12 protein-coding genes and 1 tRNA gene are annotated in these 16,866 nt (G+C 64.1%); 5 read left to right on the plus strand and 8 right to left on the minus strand.

The genetic code is table 11. The features are described 5' to 3' along the window. Nucleotides 1-3: 3 nt before the first annotated feature. From IVB18_RS10820 to IVB18_RS10830, 3 genes are all read right to left on the minus strand, one after another. Nucleotides 4-1,104 (minus strand): FAD-dependent oxidoreductase, encoded by a 1,101-nt coding sequence (locus tag IVB18_RS10820; protein ID WP_247989154.1) that lies wholly within the window; start codon nt 1,102-1,104, stop codon nt 4-6. A gap of 43 nt (nt 1,105-1,147) precedes the next feature. After that, nucleotides 1,148-2,332 carry a hypothetical protein gene (locus IVB18_RS10825; protein WP_247989155.1) on the minus strand — a complete coding sequence of 395 codons (1,185 nt, stop codon included), beginning with the start codon at nt 2,330-2,332 and terminating at the stop codon, nt 1,148-1,150. Nucleotides 2,333-2,582: 250 nt separating this feature from the next. Next, a complete protein-coding gene (locus IVB18_RS10830; protein ID WP_247989156.1) occupies nt 2,583-3,806 on the minus strand; it encodes an SMP-30/gluconolactonase/LRE family protein in 1,224 nt (407 codons plus the stop codon). A gap of 282 nt (nt 3,807-4,088) precedes the next feature. Here IVB18_RS10830 and IVB18_RS10835 point away from each other — a divergent pair, with 282 nt between their 5' ends. From IVB18_RS10835 to IVB18_RS10855, 5 genes are all read left to right on the plus strand, one after another. Beyond that, on the plus strand, nt 4,089-4,334 hold the full coding sequence (locus tag IVB18_RS10835) for a hypothetical protein (RefSeq protein WP_247991600.1): 246 nt from the start codon (nt 4,089-4,091) through the stop codon (nt 4,332-4,334). Nucleotides 4,335-4,709: 375 nt separating this feature from the next. Further along, nucleotides 4,710-6,272: a 2-isopropylmalate synthase gene (locus tag IVB18_RS10840; protein ID WP_247989157.1), complete on the plus strand. Its 1,563-nt coding sequence runs from the start codon at nt 4,710-4,712 to the stop codon at nt 6,270-6,272. A 346-nt stretch (nt 6,273-6,618) separates the two neighbouring features. Next, on the plus strand, nt 6,619-7,632 hold the full coding sequence (locus tag IVB18_RS10845; RefSeq protein WP_247989158.1) for a TRAP transporter substrate-binding protein: 1,014 nt from the start codon (nt 6,619-6,621) through the stop codon (nt 7,630-7,632). Between the two features lie 199 nt (nt 7,633-7,831). Then, nucleotides 7,832-8,419: a Spy/CpxP family protein refolding chaperone gene (locus IVB18_RS10850; protein WP_247989159.1), complete on the plus strand. Its 588-nt coding sequence runs from the start codon at nt 7,832-7,834 to the stop codon at nt 8,417-8,419. Between the two features lie 168 nt (nt 8,420-8,587). After that, nucleotides 8,588-8,663, plus strand: a tRNA-Lys gene (locus IVB18_RS10855). Nucleotides 8,664-9,045: 382 nt separating this feature from the next. On the opposite strand, the gene IVB18_RS10860 is transcribed toward IVB18_RS10855, so the two are convergent. From IVB18_RS10860 to IVB18_RS10880, 5 genes are read right to left on the minus strand one after another with little or no spacing between them, the layout of a single operon-like run. Further along, nucleotides 9,046-11,415 (minus strand): xanthine dehydrogenase family protein molybdopterin-binding subunit, encoded by a 2,370-nt coding sequence (locus IVB18_RS10860; protein ID WP_247989160.1) that lies wholly within the window; start codon nt 11,413-11,415, stop codon nt 9,046-9,048. Nucleotides 11,416-11,429: 14 nt separating this feature from the next. Continuing rightward, nucleotides 11,430-11,888 (minus strand): (2Fe-2S)-binding protein, encoded by a 459-nt coding sequence (locus IVB18_RS10865; RefSeq protein WP_247989161.1) that lies wholly within the window; start codon nt 11,886-11,888, stop codon nt 11,430-11,432. A 16-nt stretch (nt 11,889-11,904) separates the two neighbouring features. Next, nucleotides 11,905-12,759 carry an FAD binding domain-containing protein gene (locus IVB18_RS10870; RefSeq protein ID WP_247989162.1) on the minus strand — a complete coding sequence of 285 codons (855 nt, stop codon included), beginning with the start codon at nt 12,757-12,759 and terminating at the stop codon, nt 11,905-11,907. A gap of 26 nt (nt 12,760-12,785) precedes the next feature. Next, nucleotides 12,786-14,747: a hydantoinase B/oxoprolinase family protein gene (locus IVB18_RS10875; RefSeq protein ID WP_247989163.1), complete on the minus strand. Its 1,962-nt coding sequence runs from the start codon at nt 14,745-14,747 to the stop codon at nt 12,786-12,788. 3 nt (nt 14,748-14,750) lie between these two features. Next, nucleotides 14,751-16,775, minus strand: a complete 2,025-nt coding sequence (locus tag IVB18_RS10880; RefSeq protein ID WP_346732662.1) for a hydantoinase/oxoprolinase family protein — start codon at nt 16,773-16,775, stop codon at nt 14,751-14,753. Nucleotides 16,776-16,866 lie beyond the last annotated feature (91 nt).

The following is a 16,866-nucleotide window of genomic DNA, read 5'->3' on the forward strand; positions in this document are numbered from 1 at the left end:
CGCTTAGCGTGCTTGCCGTGCTGAATCGAGCGGACTGAGCCGGGCGGGATCGAATGGCGAGAGGTCCAGGTCGCGCGTCGTGCCCTCGGCGATCAGTTGCGCCAACGCTTCGCCCGTCGCTGGCGCATTAAGGATACCCCAGACACTATGACCGGTCGCAATATAAAGGCCTTCATCGTGGGGCGCTCGGCCGATCAGCGGCAGGCCGTCCCGTGTCACCGGGCGGAAGCAGGCCTGCCGCGCGATGATTGTCTCGGGGCGGAACAGCGGCGATAGCCGCTCGGACATTCTTTGCAGGGCCGCGATCCCATTCGGCTCGGGCGCCACGGCTGCAGGATCGGTCGGGAGCGCCGCGCTGTCGGTACGAGCTGTGACATACGTGCTGCCGTCCGCGCGAGGGAAAACCTCGATCGGTACTGTCTCGCCGTGGAACTCCAGCTCCAGGAATAATGCATCGGCCGACACGTCCGTGCCGGTATCGTAGACGATGCTCGGGCTGCGCTGAGCATAGACGGCGGGCAGGCTCATCCATTGCGCGGCAAGCAGCGACCATGGTCCCATTGCGATCACCACGGCGTCCGCTTCGATCACGCTGTCTTTGACCTCAACGCCCTTCGCGGTCGTGCCATCCGCACCGCGCACGATGCCGGTGACACGGCCAGGGCAAAGCGTGGCGCCTTGCGCGAGTGCCGCGTTCATCATAGCCGATGTGAATTTTCTGGGATGAACGATCGCAGCCGTTTCCGTTGTGCCGATGCGCTCTCCGATGACGACGCCGTCGCTCAGCCAGCCGAGCTTGGATGGCGTATCCCGGCGTGGATCGCCATCCGAAACAACGAAACCGCTGTAGGCGGTCATCGGGCGATAGTCCCAATCGCCTGCGATCTCCTGCGGCAGTTGCGCGTGAAGAGCAAAACTACGCCGCGCCAGCGCATCGAGCGGCGTGCCAGCACACCAGTTGCGCGCGAGGAAGCCGCCGGCCTTGCCGGATGCGGCGGCCGCTACCTCGGTCCGTTCCACGACGATGACGTCGAGACCACGGCGACGAAGGAAATAAGCGGTGCAGGCTCCGATCACGCCGCCGCCGCAGATCACAACGCGCATGGTCACTCCCTTGCTTCAGCCATTCGGCCGCGCGACCGAGCTCTTAGACGACGAAATCCCCGGCATGGAGATCCGCGGCATGGATCCCGTCCAGCGTGATCGTATCATTGGCCGTCAGGTGGATCGCGGCATTGCCGGAGCTGTCGTCGCTGATCAGGCTCTTCAGCGCAGCCCAACTTGCAAAGCCGTAATCGTGGACATTGATCACGTCGTGCTCGCGCGCGGTGCTGCCCACGGCCTTGTTGCCTTGATCGAAATCGTTGATCACGTCCTGGCCCGATCCGGTGTTGAAGACGAACAGGTCGTTGTTCGGCCCGCCCCAGAGCTGATCGTTGCCGCCCCTGCCGTTCAGGATATCTCTGCCGCCCGTAATCGAGCCGGGCGCGGACGGAGCATAGGTGTTCGCGTCTCCGTAAAGCCAATCGTCGCGGTCGCTTCCGTGGAGGATATCGTTTCCGCCATGAGCGTTACCTGACATGTTCGAGGCATCCCCGACGAGCACAATGGAGGTGGAGTCCGGGTTGCCATCAACGGCCGCGATCAGGATGTCGTTCCCGCCACGAGCATTGTCACTCATGTAGCCGGCGTCCCCGACCAGGGACGCGCCCCCCGAGTGAGCGCCGGCACCGACGGTGTAGATCAGAATGTCGTTGCCGCCACGCGCATCGCCGCTCATGGACACGAGGGCGTCGCCGGATATCGAAGCCCCGCCGTAAATGCCAGCCTGGGTTACGTTGATGACATCATTGCCGCCGTGAGCATGATCGCTCATGGAATAGCCCGCGTCACCGCTGAAAGCGCCGGACGATCTACTCCCCATCTCCGCGGTAATGACGTCATGGCCTCCTTTGGCGTCGCCCGTCATGGTGGTTTCGGCGTCTCCAGAAAGACTGAGGCTCGAATAGATCGATATCGAGGCATCGATGTGAAGCACGTCATTGCCGCCATAGGCGTGGTCGGACATGGTCTGCGCATCCCCGTCGATGACCGCATAATCCCCGAAGCCCGTGACGGTCGCGGTGAGAAGGTCATTCCCTCCGTGCGAATGGCCTTGCATGTTCGAGTCGTCGCCGACAAAAGTCAGAACCCCGTTTACCGCGTCAACCGTAGCGATCATCGTATCGTTTCCGCCGCGGCCGTCGATCGGCAGACCCGGATCTCCGAACTCGGTCACGAATTGCTGGTCCCCAACGCTGACGATGATGGTGTCGTTCGGCATATGGCGCATCGCGCAACTCCCAGTTCATGTCGGACGCGGGTCGAAGAGGGCATCATGCCTTTGCGCCGCGCTGCGGCCCCGCCGCGCGACTTATCTTCGTTGGATTAATGGCGGAGATTTGCCCGAGCGTAACTTGATTGCGATCAAGGAACTCCGCCCGCGATGTTCGTGGCGGTTATTTGTGCAAATGGCGCGAGCAGAAAAAAATCGGGCGCCGGCGGTTCACGCCGGCGCCCTTGCTTGTGATCGCGTTATGGGCTCAGCCCGGGCCGGCGCCCTGTGTTGCCGTATACACGGCGTAAAGCGACTGGCTCGCGGCCATGAACAGGCGGTTGCGCTTGGGGCCGCCGAAGCAGATGTTGCCGCAGACTTCCGGCAGGCGGATGCGGCCGAGCAGCTTGCCGTCGGGCGACCACACGGTCACGCCGTTGTAGCCGACGGCGCGGCCGGCATTGCTGGAGGCCCAGACGTTGCCGTTGACGTCGCAGCGCACGCCGTCGGGCCCGCACTTCACGCCGTCGATCGTGCAATCGCTGAACCGCTTGTGGTTGGTGAGCTTGTTGTCGCTGCCGACGTCGAACACGAAGATCTCGCCCTTGCCGCCCGGCCCGGTGTCGCCGGGGCCCTTGCCGGTCGACACGACGTAGAGTTTCTTGAAGTCGGGCGAGAAGCAAAGGCCGTTGGGATCGGGCACCTGCTCCTCGGTGACGACGAGATCGACGCGGCCCGAAGGGTCAATACGGTAGCAGTTGGTCGGCAGCTCGCGCTTGCCCGGCGCGAAGCCGGCCGGCTGTCCGATCCGCGGATTGAGCTTGCCGCCGGCGTTGCTCGGTCCACCCGCAGCGTCTGGCTCGCCTTCATAGAGCTGGCCGCCATAGGGCGGATCGGTGAACCAGTAGCTACCGTCGGGATGCGCGACGACGTCGTTCGGCGAATTCAGCCGTTTGCCCTGATAGGAATCCGCGAGCACGGTCGCGGTGCCGTCATGCTCATAGCGCGTCACCCGCCGGGTCAGGTGCTCGCAGGAGAGCTGGCGGCCCTGGAAGTCGAACGAGTTGCCGTTGGAGTTGTTGGACGGCGAGCGAAACACGCTGACGCGGCCGTCGTCCTCGCTCCACCGCATCTGCCGGTTGTTGGGAATGTCGCTCCACAACAGGTAGCGGCCCTGTGCGCTCCATGCCGGGCCTTCGGCCCACAGCAGGCCGGTATGAAGCCGCTTGATCGCGGTGTTGGGCTGCGCGAGATCGTTGAAGGACGGATCGACCGCGATGATGTCGGGGTCCCAGAAGTAGGTCGTCGGCGCGCCATTAGGGCCGAAATCGCGCGGCGGCGTGGTGATCGTCGTCGGCGGCGCGGCCGGGCCGGCCTGGGCCAGCGCCTGGCCCGCTCCCGCCATGGTGGCCCCGGCGCAGAGGGCAAGTCCCTGGACAAGTGTTCGTCGTGAAAGCGCAGCATCCTGGTCACGCTGCTTTTGGCGTGTCATTGCGTCCTCCCGGTCATGTTCACTGGCCGGTTGATCCGGCCGAGCAACTGCGAAGGTTAGCCCGGTCCGCGTCCGGTTGCGAGGGGCGGGTTCGCATCCTCTGCGCGCTTCGGAGTTCGCAAACGCCGGGACATCGACGCATGCCGCGGCCACGGAAGTCGCGACGCGACAATTAGTTCCAGCTCTGCGGGGTTAACCGGAGCTGGTTTTGGAGCATGTCAAGCCTTGACCTCGCGCGCGATGCTGGCAGAAGGTCTCTCGGGGCAGACGCCGGAGTTTGTTGTGCTAGCCTTTGTCGTACTGTTCTTGTTGATCGGGACCGCGTTCGCTGCCGGTTATTTCACCCGCGATTTCGTTTCCCGCAAACGGCGGGCGGAAGCTCGCCGCTGGCGTGAGTACACGGAGCCGGATTGGCTCCCCGCCGGCACACCTGCCAACACCAACGAGATCGCATCCCCGGCCACCGGCGAGCTCGGCCAGATGCTGAATCGTTGGGAAAGCAGGGCCCGCGCCCGCCGCGCCAGCTAGCGTCCCGCAATCACGTCAGTTGCACTGACCATCTTTTGGCGTTGCAGTTGCTCCCATTTCTCGTCTAGAAACGGCCCATTGAGCCACCCGGCAACCAACCGTCAACGGTTTTGGCTGAGGATTCCAAGGCTCCAAAGGGTCTGGCAATGCTGATTCGCGGCCAAATCGATGGGATTTCGAGGGAGGTGGCTCTGGCCGCCGCCACGATCCCGGCCGCGCTGCTGCCCACCCTCCTTATTGGCGGGCTTCTTCTTAGCTGCCCCTGAGGGCCGGCTGGGCGCCACGCGCCTGGGCGCTCAGGGGTTGGACGAGATCACCGGACACCTCCAAGCGCCCAGAGACTGAACGGCGTAAAAGCTCAAAAGGAAATTTGAAATGGCCCCCGCGAACAAGTCCGAGAAGGACCGCGTCATCATTTTTGACACCACGCTGCGCGACGGCGAGCAGTGCCCCGGTGCCACCATGACCTTCGAGGAAAAGCTCGAGGTCGCCGAGCTGCTGGACGATATGGGCGTCGACGTCATCGAAGCCGGCTTCCCCATCACCTCCGAAGGCGACTTCCAGGCGGTCAGCGAAATTGCCCGCCGCTCAAAGAATGCGGTGATCGCAGGCCTGTCGCGCGCGCATCCGGCCGATATCGACCGTTGCGCGGAAGCCGTGAAGTTCGCCAAGCGTGGCCGGGTCCACACCGTCATCGCGACCTCGCCGCTGCATATGCGGGTGAAGTTGAACAAGACCCCGGAGCAGGTGCTCGAGACCTCGGTTGCCATGGTCGCGCGCGCCCGCAACCAGATCGACGACGTCGAATGGTCGGCCGAGGACGGCACCCGCAGCGAGATGGACTATCTCTGCCGCATCGTCGAGGCTGTCATCAAGGCCGGCGCCACCACGGTGAACATCCCCGACACCGTCGGTTACACCACGCCCGACGAATACACCCACTTCATGAAGACGCTGATTGAGCGCGTGCCGAACTCGGACAAGGCGGTGTTCTCCGTGCACTGCCACAACGACCTCGGCATGGCCGTGGCGAACTCGCTGGCCGGCATCGTCGGCGGCGCGCGCCAGGTCGAGTGCACCATCAATGGCATCGGCGAGCGCGCCGGCAACGCCGCGCTCGAAGAGATCGTGATGGCGATCAACGTCCGCAACGACAAATTTCCATTCTGGAACAAGATCGACACCACACAGCTCACCCGCGCCTCGAAAGTCGTGTCGGCGGCGACATCGTTCCCGGTGCAGTACAACAAGGCGATTGTGGGCCGGAACGCGTTCGCGCATGAGAGCGGCATCCATCAGGACGGCGTGCTGAAGGACGCCTCGACCTACGAGATCATGCGGCCCGAGATGGTCGGCCTGAAGCAGTCATCGCTGGTGCTCGGCAAGCACTCCGGCCGCCATGCCTTCGTGCACAAGCTGGAGGAGATGGGCTACAAGCTCGGCCCGAACCAGCTCGAGGATGCGTTCACGCGGATGAAGGCCTTGGCCGACCGCAAGAAGGACATCTACGACGAGGACATCGAAGCGCTGGTCGACGAGGAGATGGCGGCTTCGCACGACCGCATCAAGCTGACCTCGCTGACCGTGATCGCCGGCACTCATGGCCCGCAGCGCGCGACCATGAAGCTGGATGTCGACGGCCAGACCAGAATCGAGGAAGCCGAAGGCAACGGTCCGGTGGACGCGGTGTTCAACTGCATCAAGGCGCTGGTGCCGCACGAGGCCAAGCTCGAGCTGTACCAGGTCCACGCCGTGACGGAGGGGACTGACGCGCAGGCCGAGGTCTCGGTGCGCCTGTCCCATGACGGCCGTGCGATGACGGCGCGTGCCGCGGATCCGGATACGCTGGTGGCCTCGGCAAAAGCCTATCTCGGCGCGCTCAACAAGATCGTCATGAAGCGCCAGCGCGATACGGTGACGACGGCGGCGGCGAGCTGACAAGCAGGCGTTGCTGCGAGTTGTTTCACCTCTCCCGCTTGCGGGAGAGGTATAGGCCGCCTTCGGCGGCCGTCTTTAAGAGACGCCGAGGCGTGAGCCTCGGCTATGGCGTAGCGCCGGGTGAGAGCTCTCTCCCCACGAAGGGTGTTCGTTGTGGAAGCACCCCCACCCCAACCCTCCCCCGCAAGCGGGAGAGGGAGCGCAGCGGTGTTTGCGGCATTCACCATGAATGGCTGCCCTGCTAACGGCCAATAGCAGGTGCGGGCGCCGGACTGTATTAGTGCAGCCGGCATGAGGACAGACCGCCCGCGTCGCGGGGGGCCCAAAAAAGCAACAGGGAGAGATTATGCGCACTTTCGCGATCGCGGCGTCCGTCGCAGCATTGGCCTTGACATTGGATTTGGGCCTCGGCGGCCCCGCCAGAGCCGATCCGATCATCATCAAGTTCAGCCACGTCGTTGCCACCGACACGCCGAAGGGCAAGGCGTCGGAGAAATTCAAGGAACTCGCCGAGAAGTATACCGGCGGCAAGGTCAAGATCGAGGTCTATCCGAACTCGACGCTCTACAAGGACAAGGAAGAGCTCGAGGCGCTTCAGCTCGGCAGCGTACAGATGCTGGCTCCGTCCAACTCCAAGTTTGGCCCGCTCGGCATCCGCGAGTTCGAGGTTTTCGATCTGCCCTACATCCTTCCCGACCTGAAGACGCTGCGGAAGGTGACGGAAGGACCGCTCGGCGCGAGGCTGCTCAAGCTCCTGGATTCCAAGGGCATCACGGGCCTCGCCTATTGGGACAACGGCTTCAAGCAGATGAGCGCCAACAAGAAGCTGGTGACGCCGGCGGACTATCAGGGCGTCAAGTTTCGCATCCAGTCCTCGCGCGTGCTGCAGGCCCAGTTCAAGGCGCTTAGCTCGCTGCCGCAGGTGATGGCGTTCTCGGAGGTCTACCAGGCGCTCCAGACCGGCGTGGTCGACGGCCAGGAGAACACCTGGTCCAACATCTATACCCAGAAGATGCACGAGGTGCAGAAGTACATCACCGAGACCAACCACGGCTACATCGGTTACGTCGTGATCGTGAACAAGAAGTTCTGGGACGACCTGCCGGCCGACATCCGCGACCAGCTCGCGAAGGCGATGAAGGAGGCGACCGACTTCAACAACGCGCAGTCGCAGAAGGAGAACGACGACGCGTTCGCCGAGATCAAGAAGAGCGGCAAGAGCGAGATCATCAAGCTCACGCCGGAGCAGGACGAGGCGATGCGCAAGGCGATGGAGCCGGTCTACAAGGATGCCGCAAGCCGCATCGGCCAGCCCCTGATCGACGAATTCCAGAAGGAAGCGAAGAGCACGACGAACTGATCTACATCGACCATGGACGAAGGGGCTTCTGTGCGGGCTGCACGGAAGCCCTGTTTGTTTCAAATGATTTCAGTCTGCATCTGAATGGATATTCAGGGGCATTACTTCTTTGCAAGAACGCTCTCCCTGTCCAAGTTGTAAGTTGCGCGCCAGCCTTGCGAGCCTCATGTTCAAGGGCATCCTTCCAGAGGAGGTCCGTATGAAGAAGTTCACCATCGCCGCCATCGCTGCGCTCAGCATCGCCGGCTCGGGCGTGGTCTACGCCCAATATCATCGCCCGTGGATGTCCGAGCACATGCGCCACATGCGCATGGACCCGGAAGACCGCGCCGCCTTCGTCGATGCGCGGATCGCCGCCGTTCATGCCGGGCTAAAGCTGAACGCCGACCAGGAGAAGCTGTGGCCGCCGGTCGAGACGGCAGTGCGTGAGTTCGCCAAGCTGCGCATCGACCGTGCCAATGCGCGGGTGAATGCCGGTCCGGGCGACGCTGCCAAGGACGCGGACAAGCCGGATGATCCGGTCGCCCGCCTGCGCCAGCGCGCCGAGGACATGGGCGCGGCCTCCGCGGCCTTGAAGAAGATCGCCGATGCGGCTGACCCGCTCTACAAGACGCTGGATGACGGCCAGAAGCGGCGTCTCACCGTGTTGACCCGCCACCGAGGCCCGTTCGGCGGCGGCGAGGACGGCCCGCATCACCGCTTCATGGAACGCGGCATGGACCGCTTCGATGGCCACCGTTTCGACCGGGACGACGGCCCGGACCGGGGCCGGGAGGGTCGGCTCTGAGCCATCAGGGATTTTCCGAAGATTAACCCTGGCGAAGCCGCTGGAATCCAGCGGCTTTTCGCCTTTTTGTGCCTGTGGACGAACCCTTGGAAAACCTGCACAGCATCGCTTGCCATCCCCGGATCGCTTTGCTAAACGACCGGCCTCGCAAGGCTTTGACCGCCTTTCGGGCGCATAGCTCAGTTGGTAGAGCAGCTGACTCTTAATCAGCGGGTCCCAGGTTCGAGCCCTGGTGCGCCCACCATCCCAAGGCCCTGCTGATGCAGGGCTTTTTGATTTCAGGCGGCAGAACAAAGCGCGTCCCGTGCGACGCTTTTCTGTGGCGAGGACGTCGTACGGCCCGATTGCCGTGCGGCGTTTTCTCTATTTCGGTATCTTCATCCCATTTGATGCGGCGCGCAGATCCGATGGTACAGGGCGATTACGTGCTCGTCGTAGAATGGGATATGAGGGCGAGCGAAACGGACAATCTGTTCGGGCCGCCGCAGGGCACCAGAACCGGATTGTTCGGTTCGGCAGTTCGATTCGCTTCCCGGCTTGCGCCGCAATCATGCTCTCGCGTGCAACCCGGCGTCCCGAGCCGACAGACAACTCATAGGCGGCTGGGTCTTGTCGCCTTTGGGCGTTCAATTCGACCCGCCAGCGCTGTGCGGGCGCACCAAATTGTCTGTCCAGGCCTCGGCAATGTGGGGCAGGGAGAGAGTTGACCTTTGGTCGAGGAGGAGTTCGAGCACCCGCGGCGGAGTCAATGGCAGCTCCCGGATTGGCTTTCCGGTTGCGTCGGCGATGGCACATGCGACGGCGGCTGCGACATTCAGGATCGGAACTTCGCCGGCGCCCTTCGTCCCTAGCGGCCCGATCGACGGCGCACCTTCGTACAGGTTGATCTCGACCGGAACGACATCGAGGGCCAGCGGCACGCGGTAGGTCTCGAAGCCATTTTGACAGACGCGGCCATTGCTGCCGATCGTCACTTCCTCATGCAGGGCATAGCCCAATCCCTGCACGACGCCGCCCTGGATCTGGCCGCAAATCGCGCGCGGGTTCAGCGCGCGGCCAACGTCCTGGACGACGCGATAGCTCAACACCTCGACGTGTCCTGTCTCGGTGTCGACGGCGACCTCGCAATCATGGACGGCGAAGACGGGTATGTCGATCGCGTCTATGAAATGGCCAGCGACGCAGCCGGGCATCGCGGGCACACCGGCTCCTGTGAAGGCGCCGGTGCCGGAGATTGGGCCGATCTGCCCCTGGGCGCGGGCCGCAACTTCGGAGATCAGGCGGCCGGAGCCGGGCGCTCCGGCAATTTCAATTCGTCCGGAGCGCATGACAAGATCCTCAGGCGCGGCCTCGATCATCTCGGAGGCGACCTTCAGCAGCTTCGTGCGCACCTCTTGCGCCGCCGACAAGCTGGCTGCACCGAGCGAGACAGTGGTTCGGCCGCCTCCGACACCGACATCGTAGCCGGCGGCATCCGTGTCGGCTGCGCGGACGATCACATCGTTAGGGCTGAGGCCGAGCGCGCCGGCCACGATCTGAGGCAGAGCTTGCATCATGGAACCTGACCCGATCTCGACGCCCGATGTCACCAGCGTTGCCGTCCCGTCGGCATTCATGTTCACGGTCGCGGCCGATGGGCCGACAAAGACGAACCAGGTACCTACCGCGGTCGCGCGTCCATAAAGTCTGCCGTCGGCACGCTCGGGCGGCATTGCGGCGGCATCCCGCATCGTATCCATCCGGTCAAGCATCGGGCCAAGCACGTCGCCCTCGAACACCTGGCCGGTGGCGCCGAGATCGCCGTCGCCGAGCACGTTGCGACGGCGGAAGGCGAGGGGATCCATGCCGATCCTGGCTGCGATTTCGTCGGTATGCCGCTCGAGGGCGAAAGTATTGTAGACGCCGTTGCAGGCGCGGAAAGCGCCGTTCGGGGCGGTGTTGGTATAGACCGCGCGCGAGACCAGCCGCACCGCGCCAAGGGAATAATTTCCGCCGAGCGTGTGAGCGGTCATCGTGGTCAGGAAGATCTGTTCGCCGCCATACGCGCCACAATCCATCAGGACGACGGCTTCGCGTCCGGCGATCTCGCCATCGCGCGTCACCGCCGAGCGAATGCGGATTTCGGCGTTTTCGCGAAAGAGACAGGTGAGCATCTCTTCCTCGCGCGAATTGACGAGTCGGACGGATCGTCCGCTCGCCCTTGCAAGCAAGGCCGCAAAGGGTTCGATTGCGATGTCGAATTTGAGGCCGAAACCACCGCCGACCGGCGGTACGGTGACTCGGACCTGGGAGGCCGGCACGGCCAGCAGGCGTGCGGTCGCATTGCGGACGCTCCAGGGCACCTGGGTCGATGTTTCGATGTGGAAGCGCTCGTCTTCGTAACTTGCGATCACAGCGCGCGGCTCGAAGGCGACATGGTTCTGGCGGCCGACCCGGAAGGAGCTTTCGATGATTTCGACATCGGGCCGGGCAAACGCGGTATCGACGTCGCCGCGAACGACGGTCGCCTCCCAGGCGACGTTGCCTCCGCGGGCACCGCCTTCGAGCAAAACCTCGTAGTTGCGCCAGTCGGGATGCACGAGCGGAGCGTCTGGAGCAAGCGCATCCGCCATGGTGAGAACCACGGGTAGCGGTTCAATCTCGACGTCAATTGCCGCAAGCGCGGCCCGAGCCTGTATCAGCGTGTCCGCCGCGATCGCGGCGATCGGCTCGCCGTCGTAGCGGATCACGTCGCGGGCAAAGAGCGGGTGGTCGGCGATGCCGATCCCGACCATGCCGGGCGCATCCGCGGCGGTCACGATGGCGCGCACACCGGGCATGCGGGCAGCCTTGGCGATGTCGAGACGGGCGATCCGGCCTGACGGCACATCGGCGCGCAGCACCGCCGCGTGCAGCATGCCCGGCAAGTAGCGATCGATGGTGTAGCGGGTGCGGCCGCGCAGCTTGTCCGCTGCGTCGCGTCGCCCGAAATTCATGGTTGCGGAAGCGTCGGACATCTTTGCGTCTCCCGTCATTTCGTCGCAAGCGCAAGCAGCGTGGCCTCGATGATGCGTTCGTATCCGGTGCAACGGCAGATGTTGCCCGTCAGAGCAGCACGAATGTCGTCGCGCGTTGCCTCAGGGCAGGTCGTCAAGAGATGCGTCAGGCTCACGACCATGCCGGGAAAGCACATGCCGCATTGGACCGCGTCGGAGGCCTCGAGTGCGGCCTGGATCGGGTTCAATCCGCCATTTACGGCAAGGCCCTCGACGGTGCGGATGTCGTAGCCTTGGGCGAGCGCCACCGGCATCAGGCACGACGGGGTGGGATTGCCGTCGATCAACACCATGCAGGCGCCGCAAAAGCCCTCGCGACATACGGGCTTCGCGCCTGTCAGATAAGACTCCTCGCGCAGGACGTCGACGAGAGGCGTGACGGGATCGGCAGCGGAGGTGAGGTGATCGCCGTTGACGGTCAGGCTGAGACTCATATTTATTTCCGACGGTTCAAGAGCCAAGCGCGGCGACCGCACGGCGGACGAGGCCGGGTAGTACGCGCACCCGGTACCAAGCAGGCACGTCGGCACTGTCGCGACCTGTAAATTCGTCCACGAGCTCGGCCGCTGCTTCCGCAGCCTTCGCCGCATTCAGCGGATGTCCGACGAGCGCGGCCTCGAGACGCTCCCATCGGCGCGAGACCGGCTCGACTGAACCGACGGCGACACTTGCCGTCCGAACGTGCCCGAGATCGTCAACGCTCACGGCGAGACTGACGATGGCGGTCGGATAGTCTCCGGCCCGTCGCAGCGGCAGGCGAGCGTGAACAGTCTTGCGGCCGCGCCGAGGCACGATGATCCGTTGGACCAACCACCCGGGCGCCAGTGTCGATCTCATCGTCAGAAACTGCTCCAGGCTGATTCGCTCTCGGCCGCCTCGGCTCGCGATCTCAACTTCGGCATCGAGGCAGAGCAGCGCGGGCACGCAATCGGCCGCGGCAAATGCTGTCGTTGCGAGGTTGCCGCCAATGGTCGCCATCGTGCGGATAGCCGGATTGGCGGAGCGACTGGCCGCCGCGGTAAGTACGTCAAACTCCGAAAGTTCCGCCAGTGCTGCGGCCAGTGCGACGTGCGTCACCGCCGCACCGATCTCGACCATTTCGGCATCGATTTTGATCGCGCGGAGCTCTGGTATCCTCCCGATTGCAACGTAACGGGACTTAAGCGGTTCGTGCCGGATTGGGGCGCGCATGATCCAGGTGCCGCCGGCGAAGGGCGCGGCTGCGGAGCCGCCTTCGTCGAGCGCATCGAGCGCCGCCGTCAGCGAGGGGGCGACGTAGACGGACCCCGTGGTGGGCGTAACCATGGCGTCGGAGCTCTCGGTTTGATCGGTCAGCCTGTGCTCCACTTCGCCACCGAGCGCCGCTCGAATACCTCGCGGAACTGATTTGTGGATTTTGGAAGCAGGGCTCCGGTGCCCCAGTCGAGGATCACGGCGTGCTGACGGATCACGTCGAGCACGCCGATCGCGCCGCTGCGATAATTTTCCGCCACGGTCTCGGGATCGAGCCGCACATTAGCGACACGCTCGGCCCTGATTTTGGCGCGGAGCGCCGCGGTCGCGACCTTGTCGACCTCATATTCGCAGAGCTCGGCGTCGATGGTATGCACGACAACGCCATAATCCGTCGCAGCGCGATCGACCGAGACATAGTCGTCCTTGATGTCTTCGATCACGAGGGCCGGGTCGCGTTCGAGCGGATCGCCGAATCCGCCGCCGCCGGCCGTCGGGCGCGAGAAGATATCGCCTTCGCCGATCGGGATATCCGAGAAGATCGAGCCGAGCCGCTCTTCGGCGTGGCCGCCGGCACGCGTCAACGTCAGGCCGTGCGGCATGGATGGCAGACCGCCTTCGATCCCCCACACCACGGCGCGCTCGCGGTCGCAGATGTAGGAAATCACGCTCTTCTCGGCCTGCAGCATGCGCGACGTCTTGACCACTCCGGCGCCACCCCGCCATTTGCCCGGACCCGGCGAGTCCTTGAGGATTTCGCATTCCGTGGTCAGGATCGGATTGGCGCGCTCCTGGCCCTCGACGGGCTGCGACATCAGGCCAGTGCCGAAGCATGCCGTCGTGACGTTGCTGCCGTCCTTGCCGTTGCGTCCGCCCCAGCCGCCGGGCAGCCAGTCATAAAACATGAAGATGGGCTTGTCGGAGCTGCGGGCGTCGAGCCCGCCGGTGAGGAGATATTCGAGATTGAACGCACAAGCGAGAGCGCGCTCGGGCATCAGTTTCGACCACATCTCGTAGATCGAGTTCATGATTTTCTCGAACGGCATCAGGAATCCGGTGACGGCGATCGGCCATTTGGCATCGACGATCGAGCCTTCCGGCGCGATGATTTCAAAGCAGCGGTAGAAGCCCGAATTGAGCGGGAGGTCCGGGAAGAAGGTTTTCATGCCGGCCGCGACGGCGGAGAAGGTCGTACCGAAGGCCGAGTTGTAGATCGAGCCGATGGTCGGATGGCTGCCGGTGAAGTCGTAGATGGCGCGGTCGCCCCTGATCGTCAGCTTGATGCGGATCGGAATCATGCCTTCGCCGCCGCCGGGATCGCGGTCAATGAAGTCCACTGTCTCCCATTCACCATCGGGCAGGGCCGCGATGCGCTGGCGCACCGAGCGTTCGACATAGTCCTGCACGGCAGCAAGGCCGGTCTCGACCGTGTCGCGACCATATTTGTTGACGAGACGCAGGATCTCGCGTTCGCAGACCTGGGTGGCCTGGGACTGCGCCTGGATGTCGCCGATGATCGATGCCGGATCGCGAGTGTTGGAGGCGATCAGATGCGCGACGTCCTTGCAGAAGCGTCCCTTGTCGAACAGGCGGATCGGCGTGATGCGCAGGCCCTCGCGGAACATTTCGCGCGCGGCGACGTCGAACGACCCCGGCACGCTGCCGCCGACGTCCGACCAATGGCCATTCGACTGGCTGAAGGCGATGATCTTGCCGTCGGCGAAGATCGGTCGGATCAGGCGCACATCCGGGAAGTGCGTGCCGCCGGCGTAGGGGTCGTTGATGGCAAAGACGTCGCCTTCATGCATATCGCCGCCGAAGTAGCGCATGACGTCCTGGCAGGTGAAATGCAACGTACCGACATGGACGGCGATGTCCTGATTGCCTTGCGCCGCGCATTCGCCCTTGGCGTCGTGCAGGGCGCTCGAGAAGTCGCGGTTGTAAATGACGAAGGAGTAGCAGGTCCGCAGCACCTGCTCGCCCATCTGGTCGACACTGGTGATGAACGAGTTCTTGAGAACCTCGAAGGTCACGGGGTCAAGCGTGAGATCGCCGGCCATGGTTCACTCCTTCACGCGGATGATGATGTTGAGATATTTGTCGACCTCGGCGCTGGCGCCGGGCGGGACGACCGTGGTCGCATCGACCTGCTCGACGATCGCAGGGCCTTGAAAGGAGAAGCCGCAGGGCAGGTCGTCGCGCTCGTAGACGGGCGTGTCCAACCCGTTGCCGTCGAACCACACCCTGCGGCGGCCAACCGGCTCAGGGATCACACCGGTCGGTTCGTGGACGGCGAACTCCGCCTTGGGGACGACGCCCACCGCCTTCAGATTGAGACGGAAGAAGCTGACCGGGGCGCTGTCGCGGCGGAAATTGTACTCACGCTTGTGCTCGGCGTGAAAGCTTTGGACGAGGTCCGCGATCACGCCGATGGGGCTCGGCGCATGGACCGCGAGCGACCGCCATTGGCCGCGATACATCATGTCGATTGATCGCTGGAGCACGATATCCTGTGGCGCGATGCCTTCGTGGGTGAGCCGGGCGAGTGCGTCCTTCTCCAGCGCCGCGAACTGCGCCTCGATGTCGGCGGCATCGGCCTGGTCGGCGCCGACCATGCAGCTCTGCGAAAAATCGTGCTGCATGTCGACCAGGAGACAGCCAAGCGCCGAGGTCACGCCGGGATTGGGCGGCACGATCACGACCGGGATCGCCAGCTCGCGCGCGACATCAACCCCGTGCAGCGCACCTGCACCGCCGAAGGCCACGAGCGCGAAGTCGCGTGGATCGTAGCCGCGGCTGATCGAGATCAACCGCACCGCATCCGACATGTTGGCGTTGGCAACCTTGACGATCGCGTCGGCTGCCTCGTGCAGGCCGAGGCCGAACGGCTTTGCGACGCCGTCTTCGACCGCCTGGCGTGCCAGCGCGGGGTCAAGCTTCACTTTGCCGCCGGCGAGATTTGTGCCGAGCCGGCCCAGCGTAACGTTGGCGTCCGTATTGGTCGGCTGGGTGTTGCCGTTGCTGTAGCAGGCAGGACCCGGAAAGGCGCCGGCCGATTGCGGGCCGTTGCGCAGGGAGCCCGCCGAGTCAGTCCAGGCCAGCGATCCGCCGCCGGCACCGATGGTGAGGACCTCGATGGACGCAAAGCGGATCGGATAGCCGAACTCGATGTACCAGTCCTTGGTGATGCGAGACCGCCCTTCATAGGCCAGCGACACGTCGGTCGAGGTGCCGCCCATGTCGAGACCGATCGAGTTAGGAAAGCCGCAGAGACCGGCGATGTAGCGGCTGGCGATGGCACCAGCGGCGATTCCGGAACCAGCCAGACGCGCGGCGAAGTCCTTGACGCTGGCCGGCGTCATGACGCCGCCGCCGGTGTGCAGCAGCAGGAGATCGCGGGTATAGCCTTCATCGGCAAGCCGCTCGCCGAGTCGGCTCGTGTAGCTGACCACGACCGGGCTCACGACGGCATTCGCGACCGTGGTCGAGAACCGCTCGTGCTCGAAGATTTCGGGGAGCACCTGCGAGGAGATCGAGACCGGAATGTCAGGCATTTCCTCGAGGAGGATGTCGCGCATGGTCCGCTCATTCGCCCCGTTGAGATAGGCGTTCATGAAGCAGACCGCGATCGCGGCGACGCCGCGGCGCTTGAGGATGCGTGCGACGTTGCGCGCGGCCTCGACATCGAGCGGCTCGATCACGATGCCGCCGGCGTCGACCCGTTCCGGCACGGTCAGACGGTCGCGCCGCGGGACGTAAGGCTTGACGACATCCTTGTAGGTATCCCAGAGGTCTTCCTTGTTGGCGCGCCGGATCTCGATGACATCGCGAAACCCCTTGGTCGTGACCACGGCAGTGCGCGGCAGGCGGCGTGTGATCAGCGCGTTGGTTGCAACGGTGGTGCCGTGGGAGAACAGCGCCACCTCGGAAAGATCGATGCCTGCCTTGGATACGCCGCCCATGATCCCCTCGATGGGATCGGGCGTCGACGACGTCTTTTCGATGCGGATGAGGCCGGTTGTTTCGTCCATGATGCAGATGTCGGTAAAGGTGCCGCCGACGTCGACGGCCACACGAAGGTTCTGCACCATGCGACTTCCTCATCGAATTGCGATCCCCGATCATAGGCAGATCGGTGGCGGCAGTTCTTGACGCTGAGCGCAGGAAGATTTGTGCGAG

The organism is Bradyrhizobium sp. 186, from assembly GCF_023101685.1.
Classification (GTDB): Bacteria; Pseudomonadota; Alphaproteobacteria; order Rhizobiales; family Xanthobacteraceae; genus Bradyrhizobium.

Bases quoted from the DNA above. Each gene is read 5' to 3' on its own strand.
- IVB18_RS10840 (WP_247989157.1), top strand. From the start codon at position 4,710: ATGGCCCCCGCGAACAAGTCCGAGAAGGACCGCGTCATCATTTTTGAC.
- IVB18_RS10830 (WP_247989156.1), bottom strand. From the start codon at position 3,806: ATGACACGCCAAAAGCAGCGTGACCAGGATGCTGCGCTTTCACGACGA.
- IVB18_RS10825 (WP_247989155.1), bottom strand. From the start codon at position 2,332: ATGCGCCATATGCCGAACGACACCATCATCGTCAGCGTTGGGGACCAG.
- IVB18_RS10820 (WP_247989154.1), bottom strand. From the start codon at position 1,104: ATGCGCGTTGTGATCTGCGGCGGCGGCGTGATCGGAGCCTGCACCGCT.
- IVB18_RS10845 (WP_247989158.1), top strand. From the start codon at position 6,619: ATGCGCACTTTCGCGATCGCGGCGTCCGTCGCAGCATTGGCCTTGACA.
- IVB18_RS10860 (WP_247989160.1), bottom strand. From the start codon at position 11,415: ATGTCCGACGCTTCCGCAACCATGAATTTCGGGCGACGCGACGCAGCG.
- IVB18_RS10850 (WP_247989159.1), top strand. From the start codon at position 7,832: ATGAAGAAGTTCACCATCGCCGCCATCGCTGCGCTCAGCATCGCCGGC.
- IVB18_RS10875 (WP_247989163.1), bottom strand. From the start codon at position 14,747: ATGGCCGGCGATCTCACGCTTGACCCCGTGACCTTCGAGGTTCTCAAG.
- IVB18_RS10870 (WP_247989162.1), bottom strand. From the start codon at position 12,759: ATGGTTACGCCCACCACGGGGTCCGTCTACGTCGCCCCCTCGCTGACG.
- IVB18_RS10865 (WP_247989161.1), bottom strand. From the start codon at position 11,888: ATGAGTCTCAGCCTGACCGTCAACGGCGATCACCTCACCTCCGCTGCC.